17 protein-coding genes are annotated in these 23,820 nt (G+C 55.4%); 16 read left to right on the forward strand and 1 reads right to left on the reverse strand.

Translation table 11 applies throughout. The features are described from left to right. Positions 1 to 951: 951 nt before the first annotated feature. Complete coding sequence (locus AB6804_RS16600; RefSeq protein ID WP_370887350.1) at positions 952 to 2,103, forward strand: porin; 1,152 nt, start codon at positions 952 to 954, stop codon at positions 2,101 to 2,103. Positions 2,104 to 2,794: 691 nt separating this feature from the next. On the opposite strand, the gene AB6804_RS16605 is transcribed toward AB6804_RS16600, so the two are convergent. Next, positions 2,795 to 3,031: a hypothetical protein gene (locus tag AB6804_RS16605; protein WP_370887351.1), complete on the reverse strand. Its 237-nt coding sequence runs from the start codon at positions 3,029 to 3,031 to the stop codon at positions 2,795 to 2,797. Positions 3,032 to 3,163: 132 nt separating this feature from the next. On the opposite strand from AB6804_RS16605, the gene AB6804_RS16610 reads away from it, so the two are divergent. The 15 genes from AB6804_RS16610 to AB6804_RS16680 all read left to right on the forward strand — a co-directional run bounded on the left by AB6804_RS16610 (position 3,164) and on the right by AB6804_RS16680 (position 23,776). After that, entirely contained in the window at positions 3,164 to 4,078 is a 915-nt protein-coding gene (locus AB6804_RS16610) for a LysR family transcriptional regulator (RefSeq protein WP_370887352.1), read from the forward strand. Positions 4,079 to 4,825: 747 nt separating this feature from the next. Then, positions 4,826 to 6,436, forward strand: a complete 1,611-nt coding sequence (locus AB6804_RS16615) for a sugar ABC transporter ATP-binding protein (protein ID WP_370887430.1) — start codon at positions 4,826 to 4,828, stop codon at positions 6,434 to 6,436. Positions 6,437 to 6,525: 89 nt separating this feature from the next. Further along, positions 6,526 to 7,620 (forward strand): hypothetical protein, encoded by a 1,095-nt coding sequence (locus AB6804_RS16620; RefSeq protein ID WP_370887353.1) that lies wholly within the window; start codon positions 6,526 to 6,528, stop codon positions 7,618 to 7,620. Between the two features lie 115 nt (positions 7,621 to 7,735). Next, positions 7,736 to 8,503 carry a glucose 1-dehydrogenase gene (locus tag AB6804_RS16625; RefSeq protein ID WP_370887354.1) on the forward strand — a complete coding sequence of 256 codons (768 nt, stop codon included), beginning with the start codon at positions 7,736 to 7,738 and terminating at the stop codon, positions 8,501 to 8,503. Between the two features lie 300 nt (positions 8,504 to 8,803). Further along, a complete protein-coding gene (locus AB6804_RS16630; RefSeq protein WP_370887355.1) occupies positions 8,804 to 9,373 on the forward strand; it encodes a carboxymuconolactone decarboxylase family protein in 570 nt (189 codons plus the stop codon). 179 nt (positions 9,374 to 9,552) lie between these two features. Then, complete coding sequence (locus AB6804_RS16635) at positions 9,553 to 10,647, forward strand: substrate-binding domain-containing protein (RefSeq protein WP_370887356.1); 1,095 nt, start codon at positions 9,553 to 9,555, stop codon at positions 10,645 to 10,647. Positions 10,648 to 10,652: 5 nt separating this feature from the next. After that, on the forward strand, positions 10,653 to 11,543 hold the full coding sequence (locus AB6804_RS16640; protein WP_370887357.1) for an oxaloacetate decarboxylase: 891 nt from the start codon (positions 10,653 to 10,655) through the stop codon (positions 11,541 to 11,543). A 104-nt stretch (positions 11,544 to 11,647) separates the two neighbouring features. After that, positions 11,648 to 13,111 (forward strand): aldehyde dehydrogenase, encoded by a 1,464-nt coding sequence (locus AB6804_RS16645; protein WP_370887358.1) that lies wholly within the window; start codon positions 11,648 to 11,650, stop codon positions 13,109 to 13,111. A gap of 153 nt (positions 13,112 to 13,264) precedes the next feature. Continuing rightward, positions 13,265 to 14,050: an SDR family NAD(P)-dependent oxidoreductase gene (locus AB6804_RS16650; protein ID WP_370887359.1), complete on the forward strand. Its 786-nt coding sequence runs from the start codon at positions 13,265 to 13,267 to the stop codon at positions 14,048 to 14,050. A 70-nt stretch (positions 14,051 to 14,120) separates the two neighbouring features. Then, positions 14,121 to 15,548, forward strand: a complete 1,428-nt coding sequence (locus AB6804_RS16655) for an MmgE/PrpD family protein (RefSeq protein WP_370887360.1) — start codon at positions 14,121 to 14,123, stop codon at positions 15,546 to 15,548. 121 nt (positions 15,549 to 15,669) lie between these two features. Then, positions 15,670 to 17,301: a GMC family oxidoreductase gene (locus tag AB6804_RS16660; RefSeq protein ID WP_370887361.1), complete on the forward strand. Its 1,632-nt coding sequence runs from the start codon at positions 15,670 to 15,672 to the stop codon at positions 17,299 to 17,301. Positions 17,302 to 17,849: 548 nt separating this feature from the next. Beyond that, on the forward strand, positions 17,850 to 19,862 hold the full coding sequence (locus tag AB6804_RS16665) for a flavin-containing monooxygenase (RefSeq protein WP_370887362.1): 2,013 nt from the start codon (positions 17,850 to 17,852) through the stop codon (positions 19,860 to 19,862). Positions 19,863 to 20,498: 636 nt separating this feature from the next. After that, complete coding sequence (locus AB6804_RS16670; protein WP_370887363.1) at positions 20,499 to 21,800, forward strand: MFS transporter; 1,302 nt, start codon at positions 20,499 to 20,501, stop codon at positions 21,798 to 21,800. Between the two features lie 63 nt (positions 21,801 to 21,863). After that, positions 21,864 to 23,342, forward strand: coding sequence for a hypothetical protein (locus AB6804_RS16675; protein WP_370887364.1), 1,479 nt, complete (start codon positions 21,864 to 21,866; stop codon positions 23,340 to 23,342). Continuing rightward, complete coding sequence (locus tag AB6804_RS16680) at positions 23,309 to 23,776, forward strand: hypothetical protein (protein WP_370887365.1); 468 nt, start codon at positions 23,309 to 23,311, stop codon at positions 23,774 to 23,776. Before AB6804_RS16675 ends, AB6804_RS16680 begins: the two co-directional genes overlap by 34 nt. Positions 23,777 to 23,820 lie beyond the last annotated feature (44 nt).

Raw genomic sequence — 23,820 nt, forward strand, 5'->3', positions numbered from 1 at the left:
CTGGTCGTTCATATTGAGAGCGGTCAATGATCGAGCGTGCCTAGAATCGGGAGCGGCGCGGCGCAGCCGTTCGCTCGTTAGAGTGGATAACTTGCGGTGGCCATGATAGGTCAGTAGGGCAGGGATGCCCATGCGTCGGCAAAGAACAAGACCCGTTACCCTAGCCACTCCTTGTCCGTATAAACGACTCTTTAATCGATGCTTGCGTGTTGTGGGGGTATGGAGGTAGATTCGTGACGGGCGCTTTGACGACTACAGCGGCAGTAACGCCGTGACGCGGAAGCCGACCGGTCCTGACGAACTCGCGCCTCTTCATGTCAGGGAGGCGAGCGCTGTTCGCCATCGTTCTAACGGTGCCTGCCAGTAATCTGTCGGAAAGCTCGGGCGCCGTTGTTTGCGTTCAAAGCAAGGCAGCTTACTGCGGCGTGGACTACCTCGTGCCAACGTGTGCTCCTAGACTGTCTCGTCGACGGAGACATCGGCGACGAAAATTAGGATGAACGATCTCGAACGCGCAAATCGCATCGCCGCGCGATGATCCCTCGCCGGAACGCCGCTCAGGATATTCTAGTTCAGGTAAAGCTAATAAAAAAGGAGCCTAAAGCTTAGCTATGCGAAGTTATGCGTGTAGCGACGCGTCCGCTGTCTTAATCGAGAGATTTCGCAAGATTTATACGCCGCGATTCGGTGAGCCTGTGTCAATCTGAGTTACACCAGTTGTTGAATGCGTGGATTAAGTGTGGATAACACCTAGTTCAAATTATGTTCTCAGCATGGAGCTTTTCATGAGATTCAAGAGTTCGTTAATCTCGCTTCCAGGCGCCGCACAGTATCTAAGTAATCCTAAAGAATGGGGGGTGTGGAGACAAAGCATGGAAGAGTTGCTTCCCGTAGCGAAATTACTTAGAGAAGCAGTGCAACCGTGAACGTTTTATTACGTTGGAGGAGACAATGAAAAAGCGTATTCTTATGGCAGCCCTTCTTGGCGCCTGCCTCAATGTGCATGCCCAAAGCAGCGTCACCTTATATGGACGCCTCGACGCGGGACTTGAGTATATGTCTGGCGTTCCGACAAGTCCAAATGCCGCGGGCCAGGCGACGGCCAGCACTCACCGGTTTAGGGCAGAGAGCGGAAACTGGGGAACGAGTCTATGGGGTATGAAAGGGGTCGAGGATCTCGGTAACGGCACGAGGGCGGTTTTCCAGTTGGAAGGTTCGTTCAACACTATGACAGGTGCCGGTCCTAGTAACGGGGGGCTCTTCAATCGGTGGGCAACCGTCGGTTTCGCGGACAACAGGTACGGTACTGTTCTTCTCGGCCGGGAATTGTTCATCTCTAACAATCTATGGGACTTTGATCCGATGGGGCAGACTGCGTGGTCCTCGGCTTCCCTATTCCGTGGCCGAAACTGGCCTTTCTCGAGCAACAACATATCGTACCAGTCGCCTAAGCTAGCGGGATTTGACTTCTACGGGCAGTATTCATTGTCAAACGCCACCAACTGGAATGGGAACGGAACTACCGCACAAGGGCGAGCCGCAGGTGCGCAGGTGACCTACACATCTGCGCTTTTCCAAGTACGGGCACTCTACGATGAAATCCGCAACCCGTCGAACGGGAAACTGTATGGAGCACCTACCGATCCTATCAACACTGCAAACGCTCCGGGCGGCGTATTCCAAGCCTCACGTGAGTATTCAGCGCTCGCGAACGTGTTCCTTGGTCAGTTCAAAATATCGGCCGCTTATCAAGCGCTGAGAACGTCCGGAGCAGTCGGTGTCCTCCCGGGCCAACCGACCACGCTCGATCAAGTGTGGGGTGGCTTGACTTGGCAGGCATCTCCGGCTGCCGCTCTTATCGGCGCCGTCTATCACGTGAACGGGAACAATGGATCGGGCAACGCGAATATCTATACCTTGGGAGCTTCATACAACCTTTCCAAACGAACAATGCTCGATCTGCAGGTCGCGACGGTACAAAATAGCAAAGCCGCTAACTTCGGTTTGAACGCAAACAACCCGGGCACCTCCGTGGCCGCCGACAATCCGCTGCCGGGTCACAGTCAATCAGGCGTTTATGCGGGTATTCAACACTCCTTCTAGGAGGGGATGCGCCAAATTGGACTAGTTTTACGCTGCTGCGAGAGGCGCGTTGCGGTGCAACATCTCCGGACGTTGCCCGCTTTTTTGCTTTTTTCAAACTCGCTGGTACTTCCCCGTCGGCGTAACGTCGGGGCGCGGCGCGCCGGGTTACGCCGGGATATGGATTTCACCGCAGAGGGGTCTTTTTCCGCGTCGTGCCCCTTCCAACCCGCGAGGCCAACGCCCCGTCGAAGCGGCGACCTCTGGCCGAATCAGCGAAATAAAGCGGTCGTAAACTTTGAAGCCAAGTAAAAAGAAATGAATACGTAATTATCGTAAGGCTGCGCATGTCCGCATCGCCAGGCTATTCCTTCCAGCTCATGATGGCATCTCTGACTGGGCCCAGCCGCCAGGCAAGCTTTCTACGCTTGTCTTAGAAGTTCGCTTGGGTTCATGCAATCGCTGCGACTCGCCCGTCACATTGAGCTGTCCGCAATACGATAGCCCTGTTGGTCACCGACCGAATTCCGGGATGGCTGTACGGGTCAGCCAACTAGCGTGAGAAACTGCGTTGCTTGCGGGACGCGGGCGCGCGGTACCCGATATTAAGTCCGTTCGCACCTCCCTCCGCGTTCTTCTTCAGCTGCCGTGTGCGCAAACGCTAAATGCACACGCGCATAGTTATCGCGCGGCGCCCACTATGGCCCGAGTGTCAGTTATAACCGTCGAAGGTCGATGGATTAGCATCAGTATTTACCCTGATGGAATGCGCGGGTTCGAAAGATCGTTTGCCGACGAGCGCCAACGGCGTCACGAAACGAGCAATGGCCATCCGTGGGATGCGACGCCCTTTGGCCAGCGTTATGCCAGCCGCTTGGACCTTGCCGACCATCTCCTCGAGGTAAACCCTGGTTTCGACGCTCTTCGGCCCGCTTTTCGCGCGAAACATCAGAGCTCTGCACGGGGTCCTGCTAGAGTACCGGCAGGTAAGCCCGACAATGGGGAGCGATCTCCCCAGGTTGAGGCTCGCAGAACGCGATAGTACAAAGCGGAGGACTCAGCGGCTTGCGGGGTAACGATCATGGAACAATTCACGCGCATTAAAACATTTATAAAGGCGGTCGAAGCTGGCAGTTTTTCAGCAGCTGCGCGGGACGTTTCCTCTATCAGTTCGGTAGCGCGCCAAGTCAAGTCCCTTGAGGAGGAGTTAGGGGTCAGATTGCTCAATCGGAGCAGCCGAAATCTGTCACTAACGGACGCCGGTCGTCGCTTCTACGAACGCACCACCGGTATAGTCCGGGACCTTGAGACCGCTGTTTCCGAGGCGAAATCTCTTCAGGAGGACGTCAGAGGGCTCCTGCGTGTTGCACTACGGATATCCGCGGGCACCACGGTGGTGGTACCGGCGCTCGCGAAGCTTCAAGCGCGCTATCCAGAGCTGTCTCTCGATATCTCCCTCGTCGACGAGCGACGCGACCTTATTTCGAGCAACATTGACGTTGCCATGTGGTTGGGCGATCTGCCAAATGCCGACATTGTTGCTCGCCGACTTAGCCCGAATCGGCGCATCGTTTGCGCGTCCGAAGGCTACCTCGAAAGGTTCGGAATTCCTGAGACGCCCCAAGAGCTTGTCAAGCACAACTGTCTCGTCTTTTCGGGAGCGCCTTACAGTGGTGGTTGGAGCTTTACACGGGACGGCACTGTTGAAAAGGTCGAGGTGAAGGGAAATGTCCGATCCGACAACGCCATGGTGCTTCTCTCCGCAGGAATAGCCGGGCTTGGTCTCATCATCGTGCAGGAGTGGATGGTGCGGCAACATATTGCCGACGGCAGAATGAGACGGGTACTAGAACCTTGGTCTGTTAGTCCGCGGCCGGGCGACGGCGATCTCTACGCTGTTTTTCCTTCCAGTCGTGGCGTCTCTCGTAACGTCCGAGTTTTCGTTGATTTCTTGATCGAAATATTTGGTGCAGAGATCGACGACAGCCGATACTGACTGACCTTGTCTAGGCGGTCGGCCGTCTACGGAACGCAACTTTCCGGTCGCCCCGCCGCGCCTCCACGCGAGCTGACTTGCGTTGGGCGCGGTGCCATTGAGGCGGAGGGAATCGCCAGCTTGGCAACGCCCGTTAACCAGCGGATTGAAATAAGGCTCACTGGGAACGACGGGCGTGCGGAGGTGAACTCGCTAGTTCCGTGCATTTATCCGTCGCGTTTGGCGCCCGCGCAACGCTAAACGGCCCTATGCACAGGGCCGCTGGATGCATCGTCGGCAGGTGCGTTGGCGTCTGCATCATACGGCGTCGTGGTCGCCGGCATGACGAGCGATTCACAATTGGCGGATCGGCGTCACCGGCATCGTCATGCGGTGCCCCGAATCACATCGGCCCTTACCACGATTCTCGGTGCCGCAAGGGCACAGTGTTCAAGCCCGCCAAGCGCGCCCGTTCTTTGCAGGCAGGGCAATGTTACTTGCCATCCAGCAGTCTGGATGGCCAACGACCACGCTCTTATACTTCCTTTCATCAATAGGGCTACCGCAGTAAAGCGGGGCCCATACAAGACTGGAGACGATGATGGCGACGGAGAGATTTACGGCGTGGTACGCCCACAGCAGTCCGACGGAGCCGCGATCAACGGGTCGAGATCAACGCGTTGATGTGCTCGGTGCCCGATCGCGACTGTGGCTGATGTCCATGGCGACCGACTTATTCATCAAGAAATCGGGGCTCGCCCTATGAATATGTCCGCGAGCACCCGGGCCTCAGGATTGATCCCTCCGTCCAACTTGGAGTCCGAGAATCCACTCCAGTCGCGTGCAGATTCCCCTCTGCTTGTCGGTCGAGGGCTGACTAAGACATACGGGCGTATAACCGTCCTACGTGACGTAGATCTGTCCGTTAAGCCCGGCGAGTTACTTGCCGTTGCCGGCGAAAACGGCGCTGGCAAATCGACGTTGATGAAAATCCTGACCGGGGTAATTCCCCACGGAGAGTACGAGGGGTCGATCGAACTAGGAGGCGAAGCGCAGCAGTTTTCGTCGGCTCGCGCGGGCGACGCAGCTGGCATCGTGCTCGTTCCTCAAGAGCTGCACGTGGTTCCTCATCTTTCTATTGCGGAGAACATGTTCGCCGGACACATGCCAGGGCGATGGGGACTTTACGACGAGCAAACTGCGGTTCGATGGGCGCGTGATGCGCTCAGTACATTCCAGCTCAAGTTCGACCCGCGAGCGCGTTGCTCGTCGCTGACGCCGTCTGAAAGACGCCTAATCGTTTTGGCAGCAGCGCTGCACCGATCTGCTCGCGTTTTGATTCTGGACGAGCCGACTGCGGCATTAACTGACGTAGAGGCTGCGGTACTGCTCGATCAGTTGCGTTCCATACGTGACTCCGGTGTAGCGATCATATACATCACTCATCGACTGGACGAGCTCGATCAAATAGCCGACCGCGTGACGGTCCTGCGCAATGGCGCGGTGGTCTCCAACTATGAGACGGTGCCGCCCAGGGCTCAGCTAGTCGCAGCAATGCTAGGCAATGCGATCCAGATGGTCCAGGAAAAGACCGAGCATGAGTTGCCGCCACGAGTGGGTGACCCCGTGCTGAAAGTGCAGGACATTTCGGTTTACGCAAACAACAGTCGCACCCGCCCTCGCGCGCTGAACGTTAGTTTCGAGGTTTACCCAGGGGAGATCGTTGGCTTGTATGGGCTTGTTGGGGCCGGGCGCACGGAGCTTTGTAGAGCTCTTTACGGGGCTTGGCCCGGGCCAGTAACGGGCAAATGCTCAATCGCCGGCGCCGAAGGAATCCCGGGGAGCACGCATTCAGCAGTCGGAAGAGGCCTATCTCTCCTAGCAGAAGATCGGAAATCGCAGGGGGTGCTCCACGGCCAGTCGGTCGCGTCCAACATGACCGCCTCAATGTTAGACGACCTGAGCTCGCTTCACTTGTTCATCAATCGAAGGAAGGAGCGCGAGCAAGTCGCCGACCTCATGCAGCAGTTGGGCGTCAGACCCGCACGTTCCGACATTGCCATCGACGCTTTAAGCGGCGGGAACCAGCAGAAGGTGCTGCTCGGCCGGTGCCTTGTTAAGGGGTTGAAGATTTTGATTCTTGATGAACCGACTCTGGGAGTGGATATCGGTGCTCGGCAAGACATTTATCGCCTGATAAGAAGAATTGTTGAGGAGCTTCGTATTGGGGTGCTGTTCATCTCCAGCGACGTAGAGGAGGTGCTAGCAGAATCTGACCGCGTGCTCGTTATGTATAAGTGCCGCATACAAGGAGAGTTTTCGCGATCAGCGACTGCTCACGATTTGCTGTCAGCCGCAACTGGAGCAGTGAACACATGACAACGCATTACTCGACGCCTAACACAAAGTCCGGCAGGGGCTCCAGAACTTGGACATCAGTCCTTCGCTTACTAACCTCCCGTTCGACGGTGCTTCTGCTAGCCGCTGCGCTGTTGGTTCTGTATTTCGAGCATACCTCGGGCGGGATATTCGTTACCGCCACAAACGCTTCACTGCTCTTGCGGCAAACGGCCGTAGTGGCCGTTGCGGCAGCGGGCATCGCCATCCTAATCATTATGGGTGAGATCGATCTTTCGATTGGCAGCTCGGCATTTCTGACCGGTCTTGTCGCGGCGCAGTGTCAGGTCGCAGGTTGGGGCGTTGCACCTAGCGTCATGGCGGCCGTAGGCACGGGGATCGCGTTGGGTTTCGTGCAGGGGCTTGTAATTACCCGCCTCGCATTGCCCGCGTTCGTCGTAACGCTCGCAGGTCTGCTTCTCTGGCGAGGGATAGGCCTGATGTGGACCGACGCTGCAGCGATCGGCCCTGTCAGCTCCGAGTTCGCAGATTTGACCGAGGGACGTATGTCCTCCCTCTCGACGACCGTGTTGGCAGCGCTCGTTCTGGCATATGGACTTTGGTCTGCGTACCGCCGATACAAGTCCGTTAAACAGGAGCGAGGGAATGTCGCGATCACCCCTATCCTTGCCGCAGGCGCTGCATGGCCTGTGCTGGCCGGAGCACTGCTGTGGATCGGTGCAGGCCGCACCGGCCTTCCCAACGCCATTCTATGGATCGCAGTAATCGTCATCATCCTTGGCTTTGCACTCTCTCGCGCCAAATTCGGCCGTCGCGTGTACTTGGTCGGTTCTAATCGGGAGGCAGCGATGTATGCCGGGATTAGCGTGAACCGAATCGTGCTGCTGGGCTTCATCATCATGGGCGCGATCTATGGTATTGCCGGGACGATGCTTATTGCACGAGTAGGAACGTCGACGGCCGACTCCGGTATCAATCTTGAGCTTACTGCGATCGCGGCCGCCGTTATCGGTGGCGTGTCGTTGCGTGGTGGAATTGGGTCAATTATTGGAGCGCTCCTTGGCGCCTTTCTGCTCTCCACAATCGACAATGGAATGTCCCTGCTTGGGGTCTCCAGCTACGCGGAGAACGTCGTCAAAGCGCTTATTCTCGTCTTCGCCGTTGGCCTGGACGGATATTTTACAAGACGTCAGCAAATCCGGTGACCTTTCGAATTCCGAAACCTGAAACGCAGCCCATCAAATGCAAGGCAGATGTGGCGTGGACTTTAACGAAGGTTCCTACGATTTTCTATAACCCGACCTCCTAAAAGGAATCACCATGAATCCCGTCTACAACTTTTCCGGACACGTTGCTTTGGTCACTGGCGCTTGCTCAGGCATGGGACTCGCGACTGCGCGTCAGTTCGCGAAAGCTGGCGCATCAGTGGGACTTGTCGATGTGAATCAAACCAGGGTCGCGGCGTTGGAGAAGGAATTTAAAGAAGCCGGCTACCAGGCTATCGGAATTCCGTGCGACGTCTCGAACGAACAACAAGTGGCGGACGCAGTCGAAAGGACGGTCGCCACGTTCGGGCGGTTGGACATGGCGTTCAATAACGCGGGCATTATTGATCCTCCCAGTGAAACCGCCGATGAACCTGCGGAGAACTTTGATCGTGTTAATGCCGTAAACGCACGTGGCGTGTGGGCTTGCATGAAACACGAACTCAGGCAGATGCGTAAGCAAGGTAGTGGAGCGATCGTCAACTGTTCTTCGCTTTCAGGCCTCGTCGGCGGAGCGGGGCGGGCTGCATATCATGCGTCGAAGCACGCCGTTGTCGGAATGACAAGCAGCGCCGCGCTGGAGTATGCGGCGCGCGGCATCCGCATCAACGCAATCTGTCCGGGAACGATCGAGACGCCGATGGTCGCAACGATTGTCGAGAAGGGCGAACTCGTGCTCGCCGATGCGCTAGCCGGTGCGCCCATCGGCAGAATCGGTCAACCCGACGAGATCGCGGCCGCGGTGCTCTGGCTTTGCAGCCCAGGTGCAAGTTACGTAATCGGTGTTGCCCTTCCTGTCGACGGCGGCTTTGTAGCGCACTAGCACCCGGACGAACTTCGTCTTTCCTCCCAACTGACCCTAAAGGAGAAGCCGATGGTTGGCGGAGTACGCTCCTTGCGCGCGGTAGTTACTCACTGGCTTACTTGTGGAAACGCTGAGAAGGTCCGTGTCACTGCCTTCAGGCACGGTCCGGCCAAACACGGTTCTTATGTGCGTGTCGAGGCTGTCCGATCCGACGGTCCTGTGGCTATGTTTTTTTTCCGTCATCTTGACGGATCCTGGCGCATATACCCGCCTAACAGAGAGCGTCTCGCCTTTCGAGTCGCATAGACAGGAGAACACATGCGCCTTCGCAGCTTAACAAAGGAAGAACTGAACGATGGTCAGCTTGCTTTATATAACTCGATCGTTTCGGGACCACGATCTACCGGCCCGCAACATTTCCACCTGATGGACCACACGGGCGCGCTCACTGGTCCTTTTGGAATTATGTTGCATAGCCCGGTTCTTGGTCGTCCTTTACAGGAATTGGGAGCCGCTATCCGGTACCAAACGAGCCTCAGTGACAGGATAAGAGAGCTGGCAATATTGAGCGTCGCCGCCGACACGGACAGCTCGTTCGAGCGTTACGCTCACGAACGGATTGGTCGTGCTATTGGCATGACAGAGGAAGAGCTATCTGGTCTGAGAGAGCGGCGCTTTACAAGCGATGAACCAAGGGAGGCAGCAGCGTATGAACTCTGTGAAATGCTCAACCGCGGCCAACTGCCGTTGAGTGATGATGATTTCGGCCGTCTGAGCGCTATCCTCGGGAATAATGTTCTACTCGAACTTGTCGTTCTAGTTGGATATTACCGGACGCTGTCTCAGCTTCTCCACGTTTTCGCGGTGGGTCCACCGCACGCCGCGTGAGCTACGCGCGCACCGGAACCGTTTGCCGCGGGTGCAAAGCTGCTTCTCGCTAGATTCTATAGGCAATCCTGCTTGCCGCGGTCACACTCACTCAATACGTTGAGAAATGGGCGACCTGTCGCTTCAACAATTATTCGCAAGACAGGCGTTCTCGAAGTTTCACCATAAGGGGAGGAGACATGCGGAATAAATCTAAGATCGACGAACTTAATGATGTGCGGGCTGATGCCGACTCGTGTAAGACCGCACGGCAAGGCATGCATTACGCCAAAAAGGCATGCGCTGCCGCGACCGTCTCGCTTACATTGACAGCGTTCGCGAGCGTCGCGAACGCCGGTGTGCTGATTGGAGTGGTATTCCCCACTCAGAATCAGGTACGCTGGGCATGGGAGCAGAAGATTCTCGTGGCGCAGGCGAAGGCCAATGGCGACGACGTAATCGTTCAATTCTCGAACGAGAGCGCGGCAATGCAGAAGAATCAGGTTGAAAGTATGATCCAGCGCAAAGTCAAGGTGCTGGTCATGGCGGCTATCGACGCTCAAGCAGCGAGTGGCCTCGTGAAGGCAGCACAGGCACAAGGAATCAAGGTTATTACCTATGACCGCGGCGTTACCAGCGCAACAGCCGACTATCATATTTCCAGAAACAACTACGAGATGGGCACAATCCAGGCCGAGTCTGCGCTGGGTGCGGTCCCGTGCGGAAAGTACGCGATTATTAGGGGCGATCAGTCGACGCTCGCGCAGGTTGACATGTCCAAGGCGTACGACAAGCTCATCAAAACTAAGGCTTGCGTCAATGTCGTTTACGACACTATGACGCCTGGCTGGGACACAAGCACTGCGCAAAGAGAGGCTGAAGCCGCACTGCAGAAGTCACCCGACATCAAAGCATTCGTTGTTATGTGGGACAACGGCGCGCAGGCTGTTGTTCAGGCCCTGAAGTCGGCCGGGAAGCGACCTGGGGAGATTTGGGTAACTGGCTCCGACGCTTCAACACCGAGTTTGGCGTACATCGCGCAAGGTTGGCAATCGCAAACGACCTGGACGCCCATTGACAAGATGGCAAAAGATGCGGCAGATATTGCGCATGCGTTAGGCTCGGGCAGCCCGACGCCGGCGCCAAGCGCAACGGTCAACGGTGTTCCGACGGACTACGTCAAGCTCACCAGCGTCACTAGAGCAAATCTCTGTGAATTTGTCATGACAATCGCACCCAAAGGGTGGGTAACCGAGCAGCAGGTGTTCGGCCCGGGCGCTAAGACCTGTAAGTGACGGCCATGGAAAAACCCACAACTAAGCTGCGCCGGATGCTTCAGCGGGAAGGTGTATTGGTTGCGGCCGGAGCGTTTGGTCCCATGCCAGCTAAGCTCGCGGTACAAGCCGGATTTGACGCAGTCTACATGCCTGGCGGAGGCACAGCCCTAAATCGCCTGGGATTCGCGGATCTCGGTCTGATCACTATGACGGAGATGGTCGAAAACGCTGCAGCGATTTCGCAGGCGGTTTCAGTGCCCGTGATAGCTGACGCGGACACGGGTTTCGGCAACCAACTCAACGTACAACGCGCGGTTCGAGAGTACGAACGTGCGGGAGTTGCCGCAATTCATATCGAGGATCAAGTTTTTCCCAAGCGATGTGGAAGTCTTTCTGGTAAGGCACTTGCACCACGTGAGGAGGCGGCACAAAAGATCGCCGCAGCTGTTGCAGCTCGCTCAGATCCGGACTTCTTGATCATTGCTCGTTGCGACGCACTTTCGGAAGAAGGAATGAGCGAGACAATACGTCGTGGTAACGCGTATCTATCTGCCGGCGCTGATCTGCTGTTCATCGAATCGGCCAGTACGATTGAAGAGATCGAAGAGATACCGAAGCGACTACCGGCAGCGCACGTCTTCAACCTTCCTACAAGCGGCAAAACACCGCTGCTATCTGCCGATGAAGTGTCAAAGCTCGGCTACAAACTCATGATTTTACCGAACTTCGCAACGTTGGCAGCGATAAAGGCAATGGCTGAGGTGTTGTCGGAGATCAGGCGCACCGGGTCGGTAGCGGGAATTCTTGAGCGCTGTGCTTCCTTCCAAGAGTACACATCGTTGGGCGGACTGGCAAAGTTCAACGAAGTCGAGAAGCGTTTTGCCACTCTCGATCCCTCGAGACAGGTGTCATAGGTTGCCTGACGCAGAGCGGCGATTGGTCACAGTCTCTATGCGACCCGCGCTCGCGTTTATCTAGCAACTGTTTGCAAGGAATTGGTAGCTTTAAGGAAAACACAATGAACTCGGTAACTAGTGAGAATCGTCTTTTTATAGGTGGTGAGTGGACGACTCCCGCCAGCGACGAACGCATCAACGTCATATCGCCGGTGACGGAGGAGGTCATTGCCTCGGTACCAGCAGGCACGCGCGAGGACATTGATCGCGCCGTCGCGGCAGCTCATCGGGCCCTCACATCTGGGCCTTGGCCTAGCATGACCCTGGAAGACCGCATCGGTATTCTCCGCAGACTTCGAGATCTCATGGTCGAGCAATCCGATCTCCTTGCAGATACGATTACGCAGGAAATGGGGTGTCCGATAAGTCAATCTCGGTCGATTCAAGTCGTCAACCCAGTACGTATCCTCGAAGCGTATCTCGAGATTGCTACCCAGTATCCGTTCCGATCTGTGCGTAGTTCCTCGTATGGACACGCTCTCATTTTGCGAGAACCGGTCGGCGTCGTTGCCGGTATCGTACCGTGGAATGTTCCCTTGTCGTTGACCATGCAGAAGCTCGTTCCTGCATTGCTTACCGGCTGTACGCTTGTTCTCAAACCGTCCCCTGAGACGCCTCTAGATGCGTATCTTGTTGCAAGGATGCTCGAAAAGGCGGGTTGCCCTCCTGGTGTAGTTAACATTGTCCCAGCAGGTCGGGAAGTCAGCGAATATCTCGTTTCTCACCCGGGCGTCAATAAGGTGACTTTTACAGGTTCTAGCGCGGCTGGCAGGCGAATCGCCGAGATTTGCGGGCGCGACTTGCGTCGTGTCACCCTTGAACTAGGGGGGAAATCGGCAGCAATTGTTCTCGAGGACGCAGACCTAGATCAAACTGTAGCCGCATTGCGGCTCGGCTCCTTCCGTAACAACGGCCAGATTTGCACGTTGAAGACGCGAATTCTGGTTCCCGTCGGTTTGCAGGAAGAGGTTGTAGATCGCATAGGTTCACTCATCGACTCGATGCAGATCGGCGATCCGCGGGATACCGCCACAGATATCGGACCGCTCGTAAGCGAGCGGCAACGGAATATAGTTGAAGGTTACATCGCGTCGGCGCTCGCAGACGGCGCTCGACTCACGAAGGGGGGCGGGCGGCCCGACATTGACCGCGGGTGGTTTGTTGAACCCACAGTATTCGCTGACGTAGGCCCCGATACCACGATTGCACAGCAAGAGATATTCGGACCGGTCATAGCCGTGATTCCGTACGGTAGCGAAGAGGAAGCGATTTCCATCGCGAATAATACACGCTATGGCCTCAACGGCTCGGTCTTCACGACAGACATCGACCGTGGTATCAGCGTTGCAAAACGCATGGAGACAGGAACCGTGGAATTGAACGGTAACTCCGCTGGATTCCTTGCCCCAATGGGAGGCGTTAAGCATAGCGGCCTCGGGAGGGAGTTCGGACCCGAAGGACTTGATCCATTCGTCGAATTGAAGTCAGTCGGGATTTCGGGCGAAGTCGCCGCCCGACTGCAATGAATACGAGACACACTGTCGGGGACAAGCTCCGCGGGGCCTGTTGCGGAAAAACGGAATCGAGCCATATCTCATCAGGTAACAGAAGAACTACTTGACACAGCGGAGCATGCTTGTCCGCTAAACAGAAAAGTCGAAATTCGGAGAGAGGTAGCTATGGTAACGGAATCGAAGGTGGGAGTAGTAATCGGAGGTGGCAACGGGATCGGAGCTGCTTGTTGCCGATTGATGGCGCAGCAAGGATGGCGAGTAGTCGTTGTTGATCTTAATAAAGAATCGGCCGAGGAGGTGGCGAAGGAACTTGGCGGATCTTCTTACCCCCTTGATATTAGTGACCTTGCTTCCGTAGAGCGTATCAGCGATCTTGTTGAAAAAGACGTTGGTCCGGTGAGCGGGTTGGTAGTTGCGGCTGCGGCGTTTCAGGATACAAAGTTCGCGCCGGATGAATTCCCTATGGATATGTGGCGCCGTATTGTCACAGTCAATCTGGAGGGTGCGTTCAACGCTAACCGGGTGTTTGCGGCGCGCATGGCGCGATCAGGTCGTGGAAGCATCGTCAACGTCGCTTCGATCGCAGGGCACGGTTCGTCGCCCCAGCACGCTTATGGTCCTACCAAGGCCGCAGTGATCAACATGACGCAAAATTTCGCAGCTCAATATGGCAAGAGTGGAGTACGTGTCAATTCGGTTTCCCCCGGTGCAGTGCTTGTGCCTCGTGTGAAGGCTCGGCCGCCGGGTCGATATGCCGCTGATATTGACGCACAAATGGCGTTGGGAAGGCGTATTGAGCCGGAGGAAATCGCCAGCGGAGTAGAATTTCTGCTCTCGGATCGTGCCTCAGCGATCACAGGCACTGATTTGCTTATCGATGCAGGCTGGGCGGTAGCCAATCCGTGGAGCATTTTCGGCGGAGTCCCGGGACCTGTCAGCCAACAGCAGTAAGTCGTGTGAGCGTCTCGGCCGTAGTTGTGCCGCTCTTTGAACGTTTTGAGTGTGAATCGCGAGATTAGATATGCAGACGAGCATCGCCGAACAATTAGCGCATTTCGTTTCGGGCACTGACTTTGGCGATCTGCCCGAAGACGTGATCTTGGAATCTAAGAGAATCTTATTGGATTCTTTAGGGTGCGCAATCGCGGGCGGGAACGATACGAAAGGTCGAATTGGCATCGAATACGGACGAATCCTCGGGGCAGGGCAACGAGACGCAACGATCTTTGGTGCAGGCCATCGGTCATCGATCTTCGGTGCCGCCTTCGCTAACGGTGAGCTTATCAATGCCTTGGATTTTGACGCCATCCTTCCTCCGGGGCACGTCTCACCGTATGTCCTGCCTGGCGCGCTAGCTGTTGCAGAGGTGGACGGTGTCACCGGGCAAGCACTAGTCAAGGCCATCGCCGTTGCTCACGAGATGTCAAATCGGTTCGGCAAGGCAATGGATTACATCAGGGATACTGTTGATGGCAAGTACACCATGCCTGCCGTCTTGGGATACAACAGCACTATCTTCGGTGCAACAGCGGCCATAATGCAGTTGCGCGAAGCAAGTCCGGACATGACCGCGCATGCCCTCTCAATTGCCGCAAGCATCACACCGGTCAACTCCCATCGGTCCTGGATTGAGCATACGCCAGTTTCAACCATTAAGTACACGATGGCGGGTCCAATCACACAGACCGCTTTGACCGCGGCTCATATGGCCTTGTTGGGTCACAGGGGCGATCCGCGCGTTTTTGACGACGCGGAGTTCGGCTATCGACGTTTTATCGGAAGCACCCGCTGGAGCCCAGAAGCGCTGACCGTCGATCTAGGAAAGAGCTGGAGGTTCCAACGTGAGAACTCGTTTAAGCTCTACCCGCACTGTCGTGCACCGCACGGCCTTATCGATCTCCTTGGGGGCATCCTTGACGAAAATGCGTTGAATGCAACGGAGATCGAAGCTATCCGTGCATGGGGTGAAGGGCACGTGGACCGGCCTTGCTGGACGGTAAGCGAGATCAACGATCCTGTAGAGGCGCAGTTCAGTACTGCGCACGGTCTAGCCGTCGCAGCCCAGCGGCTTCCATCTAGCAAAGTCTGGCAGTCGCGGGAAGTCGTATTTGCGCCGCAAGTACTAGACTTGATGCGCAAGGTTTCATATCAGATCCACCCCGACTGGGCATCCTCAATTGCTTCTGATCCGGCTGCCCGTCCGTCTCGCATCGAAGTCGACGCTCGTGGACGCACTTTTGTGGCTGAGCTTCGGTACCCCCGGGGAACCCCGGGCACCGCCGGCGGGATTGCTATGACGGATCAAGAGTTGACGGACAAGTTCCGGACCAACGCCGACGGAATAATTCCGCCGCATACTGTTGAAGACGCTATCTCGTCAATCATGAATCTGGAGTCCGTTGGCGACGTCTCTGAACTCCTCAAATCGCTCGGAGCGTCCGAACGCTGACCGACTGCGCGCGCGCTACCGGCGGCGACCTCCATGTGAGGCATGCAAGGATCTCCCGTCGGTCCTAAATATAGGCCGCTGAAAGGTCAAACCGTGGCATCTCGTCGATATCGAGCTACGCATGGAAACGTACGATTACATTGTCATCGGGGCGGGGTCAGCTGGCTGTGTCCTTGCGCGCTACCTCTCCGATGACCCAGCCAACAAAGTATTGCTTCTTGAAGCCGGTCCGCAATCGGACAAGTTTTGGGTAAATACACCGGCCGGTATGGCGAAGCTTTACTTCGACAAGAATTTGAATTGGAATTATTTCACGGAGCCGTCACCAACTCTTAGCGGACGCCGCGTGTATTGGCCGAGAGGCAAAGGGTTGGGCGGGTCGAGCTCCATAAATGGAATGATTTACATACGGGGGCATCGCAAGGACTTCGATTATTGGGAAAGTCTCGGAAACAGCGGATGGGGATACGACGATGTGCTTCCGTACTTCAAGGCGATCGAGCACAACGAGCGCGGAGCAGGTAAGTATCGTGGCGTCGACGGCCCTCTCTGGATCAGCGATCCCGCTGTCAAGATGCAGAGCTCATATGCGTTCATCAAATCTGCTCAGACAGTTGGAATTCCGGTTACAGAAGACCTGAACGGTGAACTCCATGAAGGCGTTGGATTCATGCAGCACACTATTCGCGCAGGTCGCCGGCAATCCGCGTACGTGGCTTTCCTGAAGCCCATTTTAGACCGACCGAATTTGACAATCAGAACTGATTGCCTCGTACAACGCATCGTTCTGGAAAACAAGCAGGCGTCAGGAGTTGAGGTCGTTGAGGCGGGGCAACGAAGGCAGATCGCGGCCTCTAGAGAGGTGATACTTTCTGCCGGTGCATTGAACTCCCCGCAGATCTTGATGTTGTCGGGTATCGGCCCTGCGGTCGAGCTCCAGAAGCATGGCATTGAGACAATTGTCGAGTCCCCTGGCGTAGGTTCGAATCTTCAAGATCACCTTGTCGTCCACACTGCATACCGCTCGGCAGAGGCGAGCTCATACAACCGCAACATCCGGGGCATCAGAAAGTACATTGAAGGAGCTCGATATCTGCTAACTAGTGGGGGATATCTTGCACTGGGAGCATCTCAAGTGGCGGCATTCGTTAAGAGTCGGCCCGAGGCAGAATACGCGGATCTGCAGATAAGCTTCAGGCCGATGACTTTTAAGTTTCACGCGAGCGGACACGTCGATGTAGATGCCGAGGCTGGCATTGGTGTTTCCACGTACCTGATGCGGCCGCGCGCTTCAGGGCGCGTGTTGCTTCGATCAGCTAATGCAATGGACGCGCCGAGTTTCACCGCTAATTACCTTGAGAACAAGGAAGACCTCGCCGATATCATTCAAGGCGTCAAGATTATACGGAGAATAATGGATGCGGAGCCCATCTCTTCGCATGTACTCAACGAGCAACTGCCGGGAAAGCACGTTGTAAGCGACGAAGAAATCCGAGCGTTCATCGCAGAGACTGGCAACACTGCTTCGCATCAGTCCGGTACGTGCAAGATGGGCCGAGATGCGATGTCGGTGGTCGACGACCGGCTTCGTGTAATTGGCGTTCAGCGACTTCGCGTTGTAGATGCGTCAATCATGCCGCGGGTGACGACTGGCAACACCAATGCGCCGTCGCTGATGATCGGCGCGAAAGGCGCAGATATGATAAGGAAGGATGCTCTTCCAAGGCGTGAGCTGCTCGAAAGCGCAATCTGAAGACAACTCGCCATTAATGAGTCGGATCGGCGTAGTGAAAGCCGGCTCCGCACGAAATCGCCGCAATCCTGTTACCTGCGTCGGCACCGTCAATCGTGCCAATCACTAAGTAAGGGTAGTTGCGTTGGCGCGGCCGTGAGCCGCCGCAGCAATGAAACTCGCTGAGCGCTGCCAGACGACACCGGAGGCGCATCATCTCTCAATGCTCGAAACAAAGGGCGAGTGTCATTAGATTTGCGCGTCCGACGGTACAAGGACTGCCCAACCCGCGAAGTTTGCAGACAGTGCAAAGATGCTTGGCGTAGCGCTTAATAGGCAGTCCCTCAAGTAGGGCGCAAACTTCACTTGCAGGTTGATGGTCGAGCCCCTCGCTCAGCCGCTGATATCTTCCCTCTAGCGGAGCTTCGCAATACACGCGACAGGGAGACGGTGAGTAAGCAATTGGGTTGAGAAAAGCAAGACTTCACCTACGAGTAAGACGTCTAACTATCCCTCAGTGGTGATGGATTGCACTCTTCATTGCCCTCCGCCGAAAGAGAAATTAAGCGATGACTAGCCCCGAAAACATTGACCCCGACAACTTTCGTCAGCGTTTGGCAGAAGCTCTGCCCTCTGCGAACATCCCCACGCTACTTTTGCTGCTTCACCAATTCACCGGCGAAGAGCGCTGGCTCCAGGCGCCCTACATTGTCGATCGCAGCCGCTGGGACGACAACGACTCCGGGGGGCTGCCCGATGCGATTCAGGACGAGGTCCGCGCGGCAGCACTGGACACAATCACTGCCTGGCGCGCCGGCAAGCCGATTGCCAAACCCGATCTCACGGCCGACGAACTGATTCGGATGATGTCGTTCTCGGAGTCTTCAAAGATTCCGCAGGAATACGCCGACCTGATGATGCACCGACTTAAGCGTTACTCCGGTGCTGCTCCCGAACCGGTCGCCGTGAAAAAAGGATTCCATGCGTTAATTATCGGGGCTGGAATGTCGGGCGTGGTCGCTGCTTTCCGGCTTCGCCAACTTGGAATCCCTTTTACCATCATCGAGAAGCAAGACCGCGCCGGTGGTGTATGGCACTCACATCATTACCCTGGCTGCGGCGTAGACACACCGGGCCATTTGTATTCGTATACGTTCGCGAGTGGCGACTGGTCGATGTATTTCCCGCTGCAAGAGGAAGTCGAGGGTTACTTCAACCGGGTCGCTAGACAGACTGGGGTTGAAGAACTGGTACGATTTGGGACCGAATGCGTCTCAACTCGTTACGACGAGGAAAGCCACACTTGGCATTCTCGCCTTCGACTACCGGACGGCAGCGAAGAAGTGCTGGTAACGAATGTGGTCATCTCGGCGGTCGGTGCTTTCACCACGCCAAAGTTTCCGCCCATTCCTGGCCTGCAAGAGTTCGACGGACCAATGGTTCACACGTCGAAGTGGGATCCGACGATCGACCTGCGCGACAAACGTGTAGCCGTGATCGGCAATGGTGCCAGCGCCATGCAACTTGTTCCTGCCATTGCTGACACCGTTAAGTCTCTTACCGTTTTCCAGCGCTCAAAGCAGTGGGCGGCCCCGTTTCCAAAGTTCCGAAAGAAGGTTCCTGAATCCGTCCGATTGCTCTTTCGTGAGGTGCCACATTATGAATGGTTGTATCGACTGCGTTTGAGCTGGATCTTCGACAGTCAGGTGCACGAGACTTTGCAGAAAGACCCGGAGTGGGCACACCCAGAACGTTCGATCAACGCAACGAACGACGGACACCGTGAGGTCTTTACCCGATACATTAAAGAGCAATTGGCGGATCGTCCAGACCTGCTTGAAAAGGTCACGCCGACGTTTCCTCCGTTCGGCAAGCGCATGTTGCTGGACAACGGGTGGTACAAAAGTTTGCTCAAGCCCCAGGTTGAGTTGATCGATGGACCGGTGAGCAAAGTTGAGGGCAAGACGGTCTATGGTCCTGACGGCGGAACGCGCGAAGTTGACGTACTTGTCGTTGCGACAGGATACGATGTTTCGCGTTTTCTTTCGCCCGTCGAGGTGATCGGTCGGCAAGGTGTCAGTATTCGAGAAGCGTGGGACGACGACGATTCACAAGCATATCTCGGTACCGTGGTTCCCAACTTTCCGAATTTTTTCATGCTGTATGGACCGAACACTGCGCTTGGACATGGCGGCAGCTTCATCTTTACAGTCGAGTGCCAAGTGGACTTCGTTTTAAGTATTTTGCGCCAAATGGGAGAATTTTCTCTCGTTGAGGTTGAATGCCGACAGGATGTGTACGACACCTATAACCAGCACATCCAAGCTATGCACCAGAAAATGATTTGGAGCCACCCTGGCATGTCAACGTATTTCCGTAACGCGCGCGGGCGAATCGTAACCAACAGCCCATGGCGTCTCGTTGATTACTGGAAGTTGACGCAGCAGGCTGATCTTGCGGATTTTTACACGGTACCCAAGGCTCCAAATAGCCAGCACCGTACTGAGAGCGTTCCGACTGAGTTCGAGTACACGGCCGATCCTGAGCCGTATCATTTCCAGCCCGGATCGACCTCAGCGTAAATCATGCAATGGTTGGCCCGAAGCGCCGTCTCCCGGCGGTTCGGCCTAATCGTTTGCGGCAGGGCCGGGAAATGAGGCTGTAGTGGGTCTAGGAAGCAAAGCTATTAGATAGCCGAGCGAGTCCTCGGCAGCCCACTCGATGACGTTGCCTGGTGTGAATCGACGGCGTGAAGCGGGCTCCGTACCACTACTGACACGCGCGGCGCGCAGAGCTGTGGAACGACCGTTCGTCGACGGGCATTCGATTTCGCATCTTCATCCGAATCTGCGCGCCCGCACACGTAATTCGGTGGTCGTCCCGTCAAGCTGGTTAAATCCCGGAGAGAGCGTCAGCACGCCCCCATCGCTGCTTCCGCTCTCATTCTTTGAGGAGCGCTCGCCAACAAGCCGCAAATCATAAGTAAAAAGCTCCGATTCACGCCAAAGATCGAGTAGGTACTACTCGTCAGTAAGCACATTCCACGCTTTGCTCCCAGAGCAACGCTCCTTGCCGTTCCGATAGCTGGCACGCACAGTTCCGGGCTCTTAGACTAATTCTAGCCTTCCCGATTCGACGCGAAGTCCAGAGATTGAATCGCATCTTGCAGCAGAAGACTTGCGGACGGAAACCGCGGGCGAAAACACATCGGAGACGACATGGACACGGTAGAACAACGTGCGATCAGACGCATTTCGAAGCGTCTTATCCCGCTGATTACGATCTCTTTTTTCATAAACTTTCTGGACAGGACGAACATTGGGATCGCTGCCCTGCAGATGAATAGGGACTTGGGTCTCACAGCATCGATGTTTGGGTTTGGAGCGGGGCTTTTTTTTGTTACCTACTGCATCTTCGAGGTGCCATCTAACTTGCTGCTGGAGAAGTTCGGTGCACGCCGTTGGATTGCTCGAATCATGCTAACTTGGGGAGTGATCGCCGGCGGAATGGCTTTTGTGCAGGGATCGACCAGTTTTTACATTCTGCGCGCTTTGCTCGGCGTCGCCGAGGCCGGATTTTTCCCAGGGATGATCTTCTACCTCACGATGTGGTTTCCAGAGGCGTATCGCGGACGGGCGATGAGCTATCTGGTCGTCGCCGCTCCTGTCTCATTTCTGGTTGGTGGCCCACTCTCTGGCTCATTGCTGAATCTTAACGGTCTGCTGAATCTGCGCGGCTGGCAGTGGCTGTTCATTGTTGAAGCTGCACCGGCGATCATCATGTCGGTCATTATTTTGACGATGTTGACCGATCGCCCGAGCGAAGCGAGATGGCTTGCGCAAGAAGAAAGAGACTGGTTGACAAAGCAGCTCAACGAGGAGCGTCGACTCGCCGATGGAGCTCGGAGCCATTCTGTCATTCGAGCGCTCACCTCGCCCAAAGTACTGATGCTCGCAGCCGCAAATTTCAGTGTCGTGCTGAACGTGTACGGCGTCGTGTTCTTCTTGCCTCAGATTGCTAAAGGATTTGGGGTGAGCGACCTACGAGCCGGGTGGATCACCGCGATTCCATTCATTGCGGCTACGTTCGGAATCCTTTGGGCGGGACGCCGGTCCGACATACAAGGAGAACGCCGCTTCCACACCGCAGTGCCCATCATTGCAATGGCCCTTGCAATGGTCGTTGCTGCTTCCGTTCAAAATCCGTATGTCAAGATGGTCGCTTTCAGCGTTGTGGCCTTCGGCGCCTACTGCTCGATTCCTCCGTTTTGGGCATTGCCGACGACACTTCTGTCGGGAGCTGCCGCGGCGGGAGGTATCGCGCTAATTAACTCTATCGGCAATCTCGGGGGGTTTGCCGGTCCTTGGATAATGGGCCTCGCAAAAGACATCACTGGCAATTTCTCAAGTGCTCTGCTCGCGATGGCCGTCATGGATGTAATAGCGGTCCTCATTGTGCTAAGTTTTCGGGCGCCACCGTCAACGATGAACCAGATCAAATTGCGACAAGTGTCGGAGTAGGTGTAAGGGAAGTGGTAGTTGATACCCTTGCCCGATGCTACAGAGAATCGGATAGGAGGCGAGATGTTGCAGGTTTCATCTGTATCGCGTGGATTGATACTTTTTACAGCCTGCTGCTCGATCGGTGCCAGTGAAGCAAAGGCGCACGCGTTTGCTGCGCCTTACACCCTCCCGGTACCGTTCTGGCTATATGCATACGGATCAATTGCAGCGCTCTTATTGTCGTTTCTTATCCTCGCTTTTTTCTCGTCGCCCCGTATTCCGCAACAGGGTGAAAGCGTTGCGGTAGCGCTAGTCGTAACGCATAAGAAAGGGCTCACGCTGCATTCGAAAGTAGAGGCAACGCTCAGATGCCTGAGCTTTGCCTCTATAACGATTTGCATCGTTAGCGGTCTTATCGGGTCGCCCAACCCGATGCTTAATTTCAATATGACTTGGTTCTGGATATTGTTTCTTTTGGTCCTGGTCTATCTCGCGTCTGTGATCGGCGATTTCTATCCAGTAGTTTCTCCATGGTCTTTGCCTTTGAGCTTCATACAGAAGATTTCGAAAGGAAGAAGAACCGAGTATCTGAACTACCCAAAGAAACTGGGGTACTTCCCGTCCGTAGGAATGTACTTTGTACTCGTTGCTCTTGAGCTATTTGGAAATGGAAGTCCGGCGACCTTGAGCTTTTTCCTCGCAGCGTACCTCGCCTGGATGCTTTTCGGATCATTGCTTTTTGGCCCCGCGATATGGTTAGAGTATGCCGACACTTTTAGGCTTATGTTTAAATTGATTGGCATGCTTGCACCTGTCGAATGGATTCACGAGGCCAGCCGGTGGCAAATTCGATTGAGGTGGCCGCTGGCAGGCTTGATGAAACGGACGCTAATGCCTTTTAGCCTCACGTTTTTCATATTGTTCATGATTTCCTCCACCGCTTTTGACGGAATTCACGACACGCTCTTGTGGAATTCGGGATATTGGAGAAGCGTGTCGCCGGTTCTTATGTCGGCCGTTGGGTCGGGTTCGTCAGACATCGACGCTGTCGCAGCTGATATTTACTACGGCTGGCAGTGGCTTTGTCTGTTGTTGTCTCCGTTTGTGTATTTGGTGGCTTATGCCTTTGTGCTTGGCATTGGAAAGTTTATTGTCGGTAGCCCTAGATCCGCTGGACAACTACTGTCGGATTTCGCACTTTCATTAGTGCCGATTGCCTTCTTCTACCACGTCACGCATTACTTTTCTGTCGCGCTTAGCCAAGCTCCCCAGATCTATAGGTTGATTTCCGATCCTTTCGGGTGGGGATGGAACTTATTCGGTACCGCGCAGGGCGCGCTTCGACCATTCATGATTGATGCTAGCGTCGTCTGGCATCTTCAGGTTGTGATGGTGCTGGTCGGGCACGTCTTGGCAGTTTATATCGCTCATGGGCAATCCTTCCACAGCTTTCGAAGCCGCTCTAAGGCGCTCATCAGTCAGATTCCGATGATGACGCTGATGATGGGGCTCACAGCAAGCGGGCTATGGATCCTCTCCTTGCCGATGAATTCGGGCTGAGCGTCAAGGCCCTGTTGGAGAACTTAATGAACGCTTTAGTCGCGGTAAAACGTAGGATGCCACTGCTCAAGCTAACCCTTGTCTGTGGCCTGATCGTGATCTTACTTTTAGGATATGAGTATGCAAAGCCGGTTCGAACCGTTCACGGGCATGGAACTCGTGAGTTCAATGTTACTGCCGTCCGAACGAGACCAGGCATGCAAATACCAGTATTGTCGGTGGCGCAAGGTGACTCGGTGATCGTCAACATTTCATCTAACGAGCCCGGGATGGTCATGGTCCACGGGGTAGACGAAATGCCAGAGGTGGAGCCAGGGCGTCCAGCTCAATTCCATATGACCGGCGAAAAGAGCGGTCGATTCTCGCTGCACCTGCATGCCGCGGACGGAACACAAATAGAAATAGCGACCATCGCGGTTTTGCCTCAAAACTAGTGTCAAGGTTGTATAGCCCGTGAAGGGCATTCTTTTGGAGGAGA

The sequence above is a fragment of the Caballeronia sp. RCC_10 genome (genome assembly GCF_041360715.1).
Lineage (GTDB): Bacteria > Pseudomonadota > Gammaproteobacteria > Burkholderiales > Burkholderiaceae > Caballeronia > Caballeronia grimmiae.

Excerpts from the sequence above, each read along its gene's own strand:
- AB6804_RS16675 (WP_370887364.1), top strand. The coding sequence starts at position 21,864 with ATGTTGCAGGTTTCATCTGTATCGCGTGGATTGATACTTTTTACAGCC.
- AB6804_RS16615 (WP_370887430.1), top strand. The coding sequence starts at position 4,826 with ATGTCCGCGAGCACCCGGGCCTCAGGATTGATCCCTCCGTCCAACTTG.
- AB6804_RS16600 (WP_370887350.1), top strand. The coding sequence starts at position 952 with ATGAAAAAGCGTATTCTTATGGCAGCCCTTCTTGGCGCCTGCCTCAAT.
- AB6804_RS16660 (WP_370887361.1), top strand. The coding sequence starts at position 15,670 with ATGGAAACGTACGATTACATTGTCATCGGGGCGGGGTCAGCTGGCTGT.
- AB6804_RS16655 (WP_370887360.1), top strand. The coding sequence starts at position 14,121 with ATGCAGACGAGCATCGCCGAACAATTAGCGCATTTCGTTTCGGGCACT.
- AB6804_RS16630 (WP_370887355.1), top strand. The coding sequence starts at position 8,804 with ATGCGCCTTCGCAGCTTAACAAAGGAAGAACTGAACGATGGTCAGCTT.
- AB6804_RS16625 (WP_370887354.1), top strand. The coding sequence starts at position 7,736 with ATGAATCCCGTCTACAACTTTTCCGGACACGTTGCTTTGGTCACTGGC.
- AB6804_RS16645 (WP_370887358.1), top strand. The coding sequence starts at position 11,648 with ATGAACTCGGTAACTAGTGAGAATCGTCTTTTTATAGGTGGTGAGTGG.
- AB6804_RS16665 (WP_370887362.1), top strand. The coding sequence starts at position 17,850 with ATGACTAGCCCCGAAAACATTGACCCCGACAACTTTCGTCAGCGTTTG.
- AB6804_RS16610 (WP_370887352.1), top strand. The coding sequence starts at position 3,164 with ATGGAACAATTCACGCGCATTAAAACATTTATAAAGGCGGTCGAAGCT.
- AB6804_RS16670 (WP_370887363.1), top strand. The coding sequence starts at position 20,499 with ATGGACACGGTAGAACAACGTGCGATCAGACGCATTTCGAAGCGTCTT.
- AB6804_RS16650 (WP_370887359.1), top strand. The coding sequence starts at position 13,265 with ATGGTAACGGAATCGAAGGTGGGAGTAGTAATCGGAGGTGGCAACGGG.
- AB6804_RS16605 (WP_370887351.1), bottom strand. The coding sequence starts at position 3,031 with ATGTTTCGCGCGAAAAGCGGGCCGAAGAGCGTCGAAACCAGGGTTTAC.
- AB6804_RS16640 (WP_370887357.1), top strand. The coding sequence starts at position 10,653 with ATGGAAAAACCCACAACTAAGCTGCGCCGGATGCTTCAGCGGGAAGGT.
- AB6804_RS16680 (WP_370887365.1), top strand. The coding sequence starts at position 23,309 with ATGGATCCTCTCCTTGCCGATGAATTCGGGCTGAGCGTCAAGGCCCTG.
- AB6804_RS16635 (WP_370887356.1), top strand. The coding sequence starts at position 9,553 with ATGCGGAATAAATCTAAGATCGACGAACTTAATGATGTGCGGGCTGAT.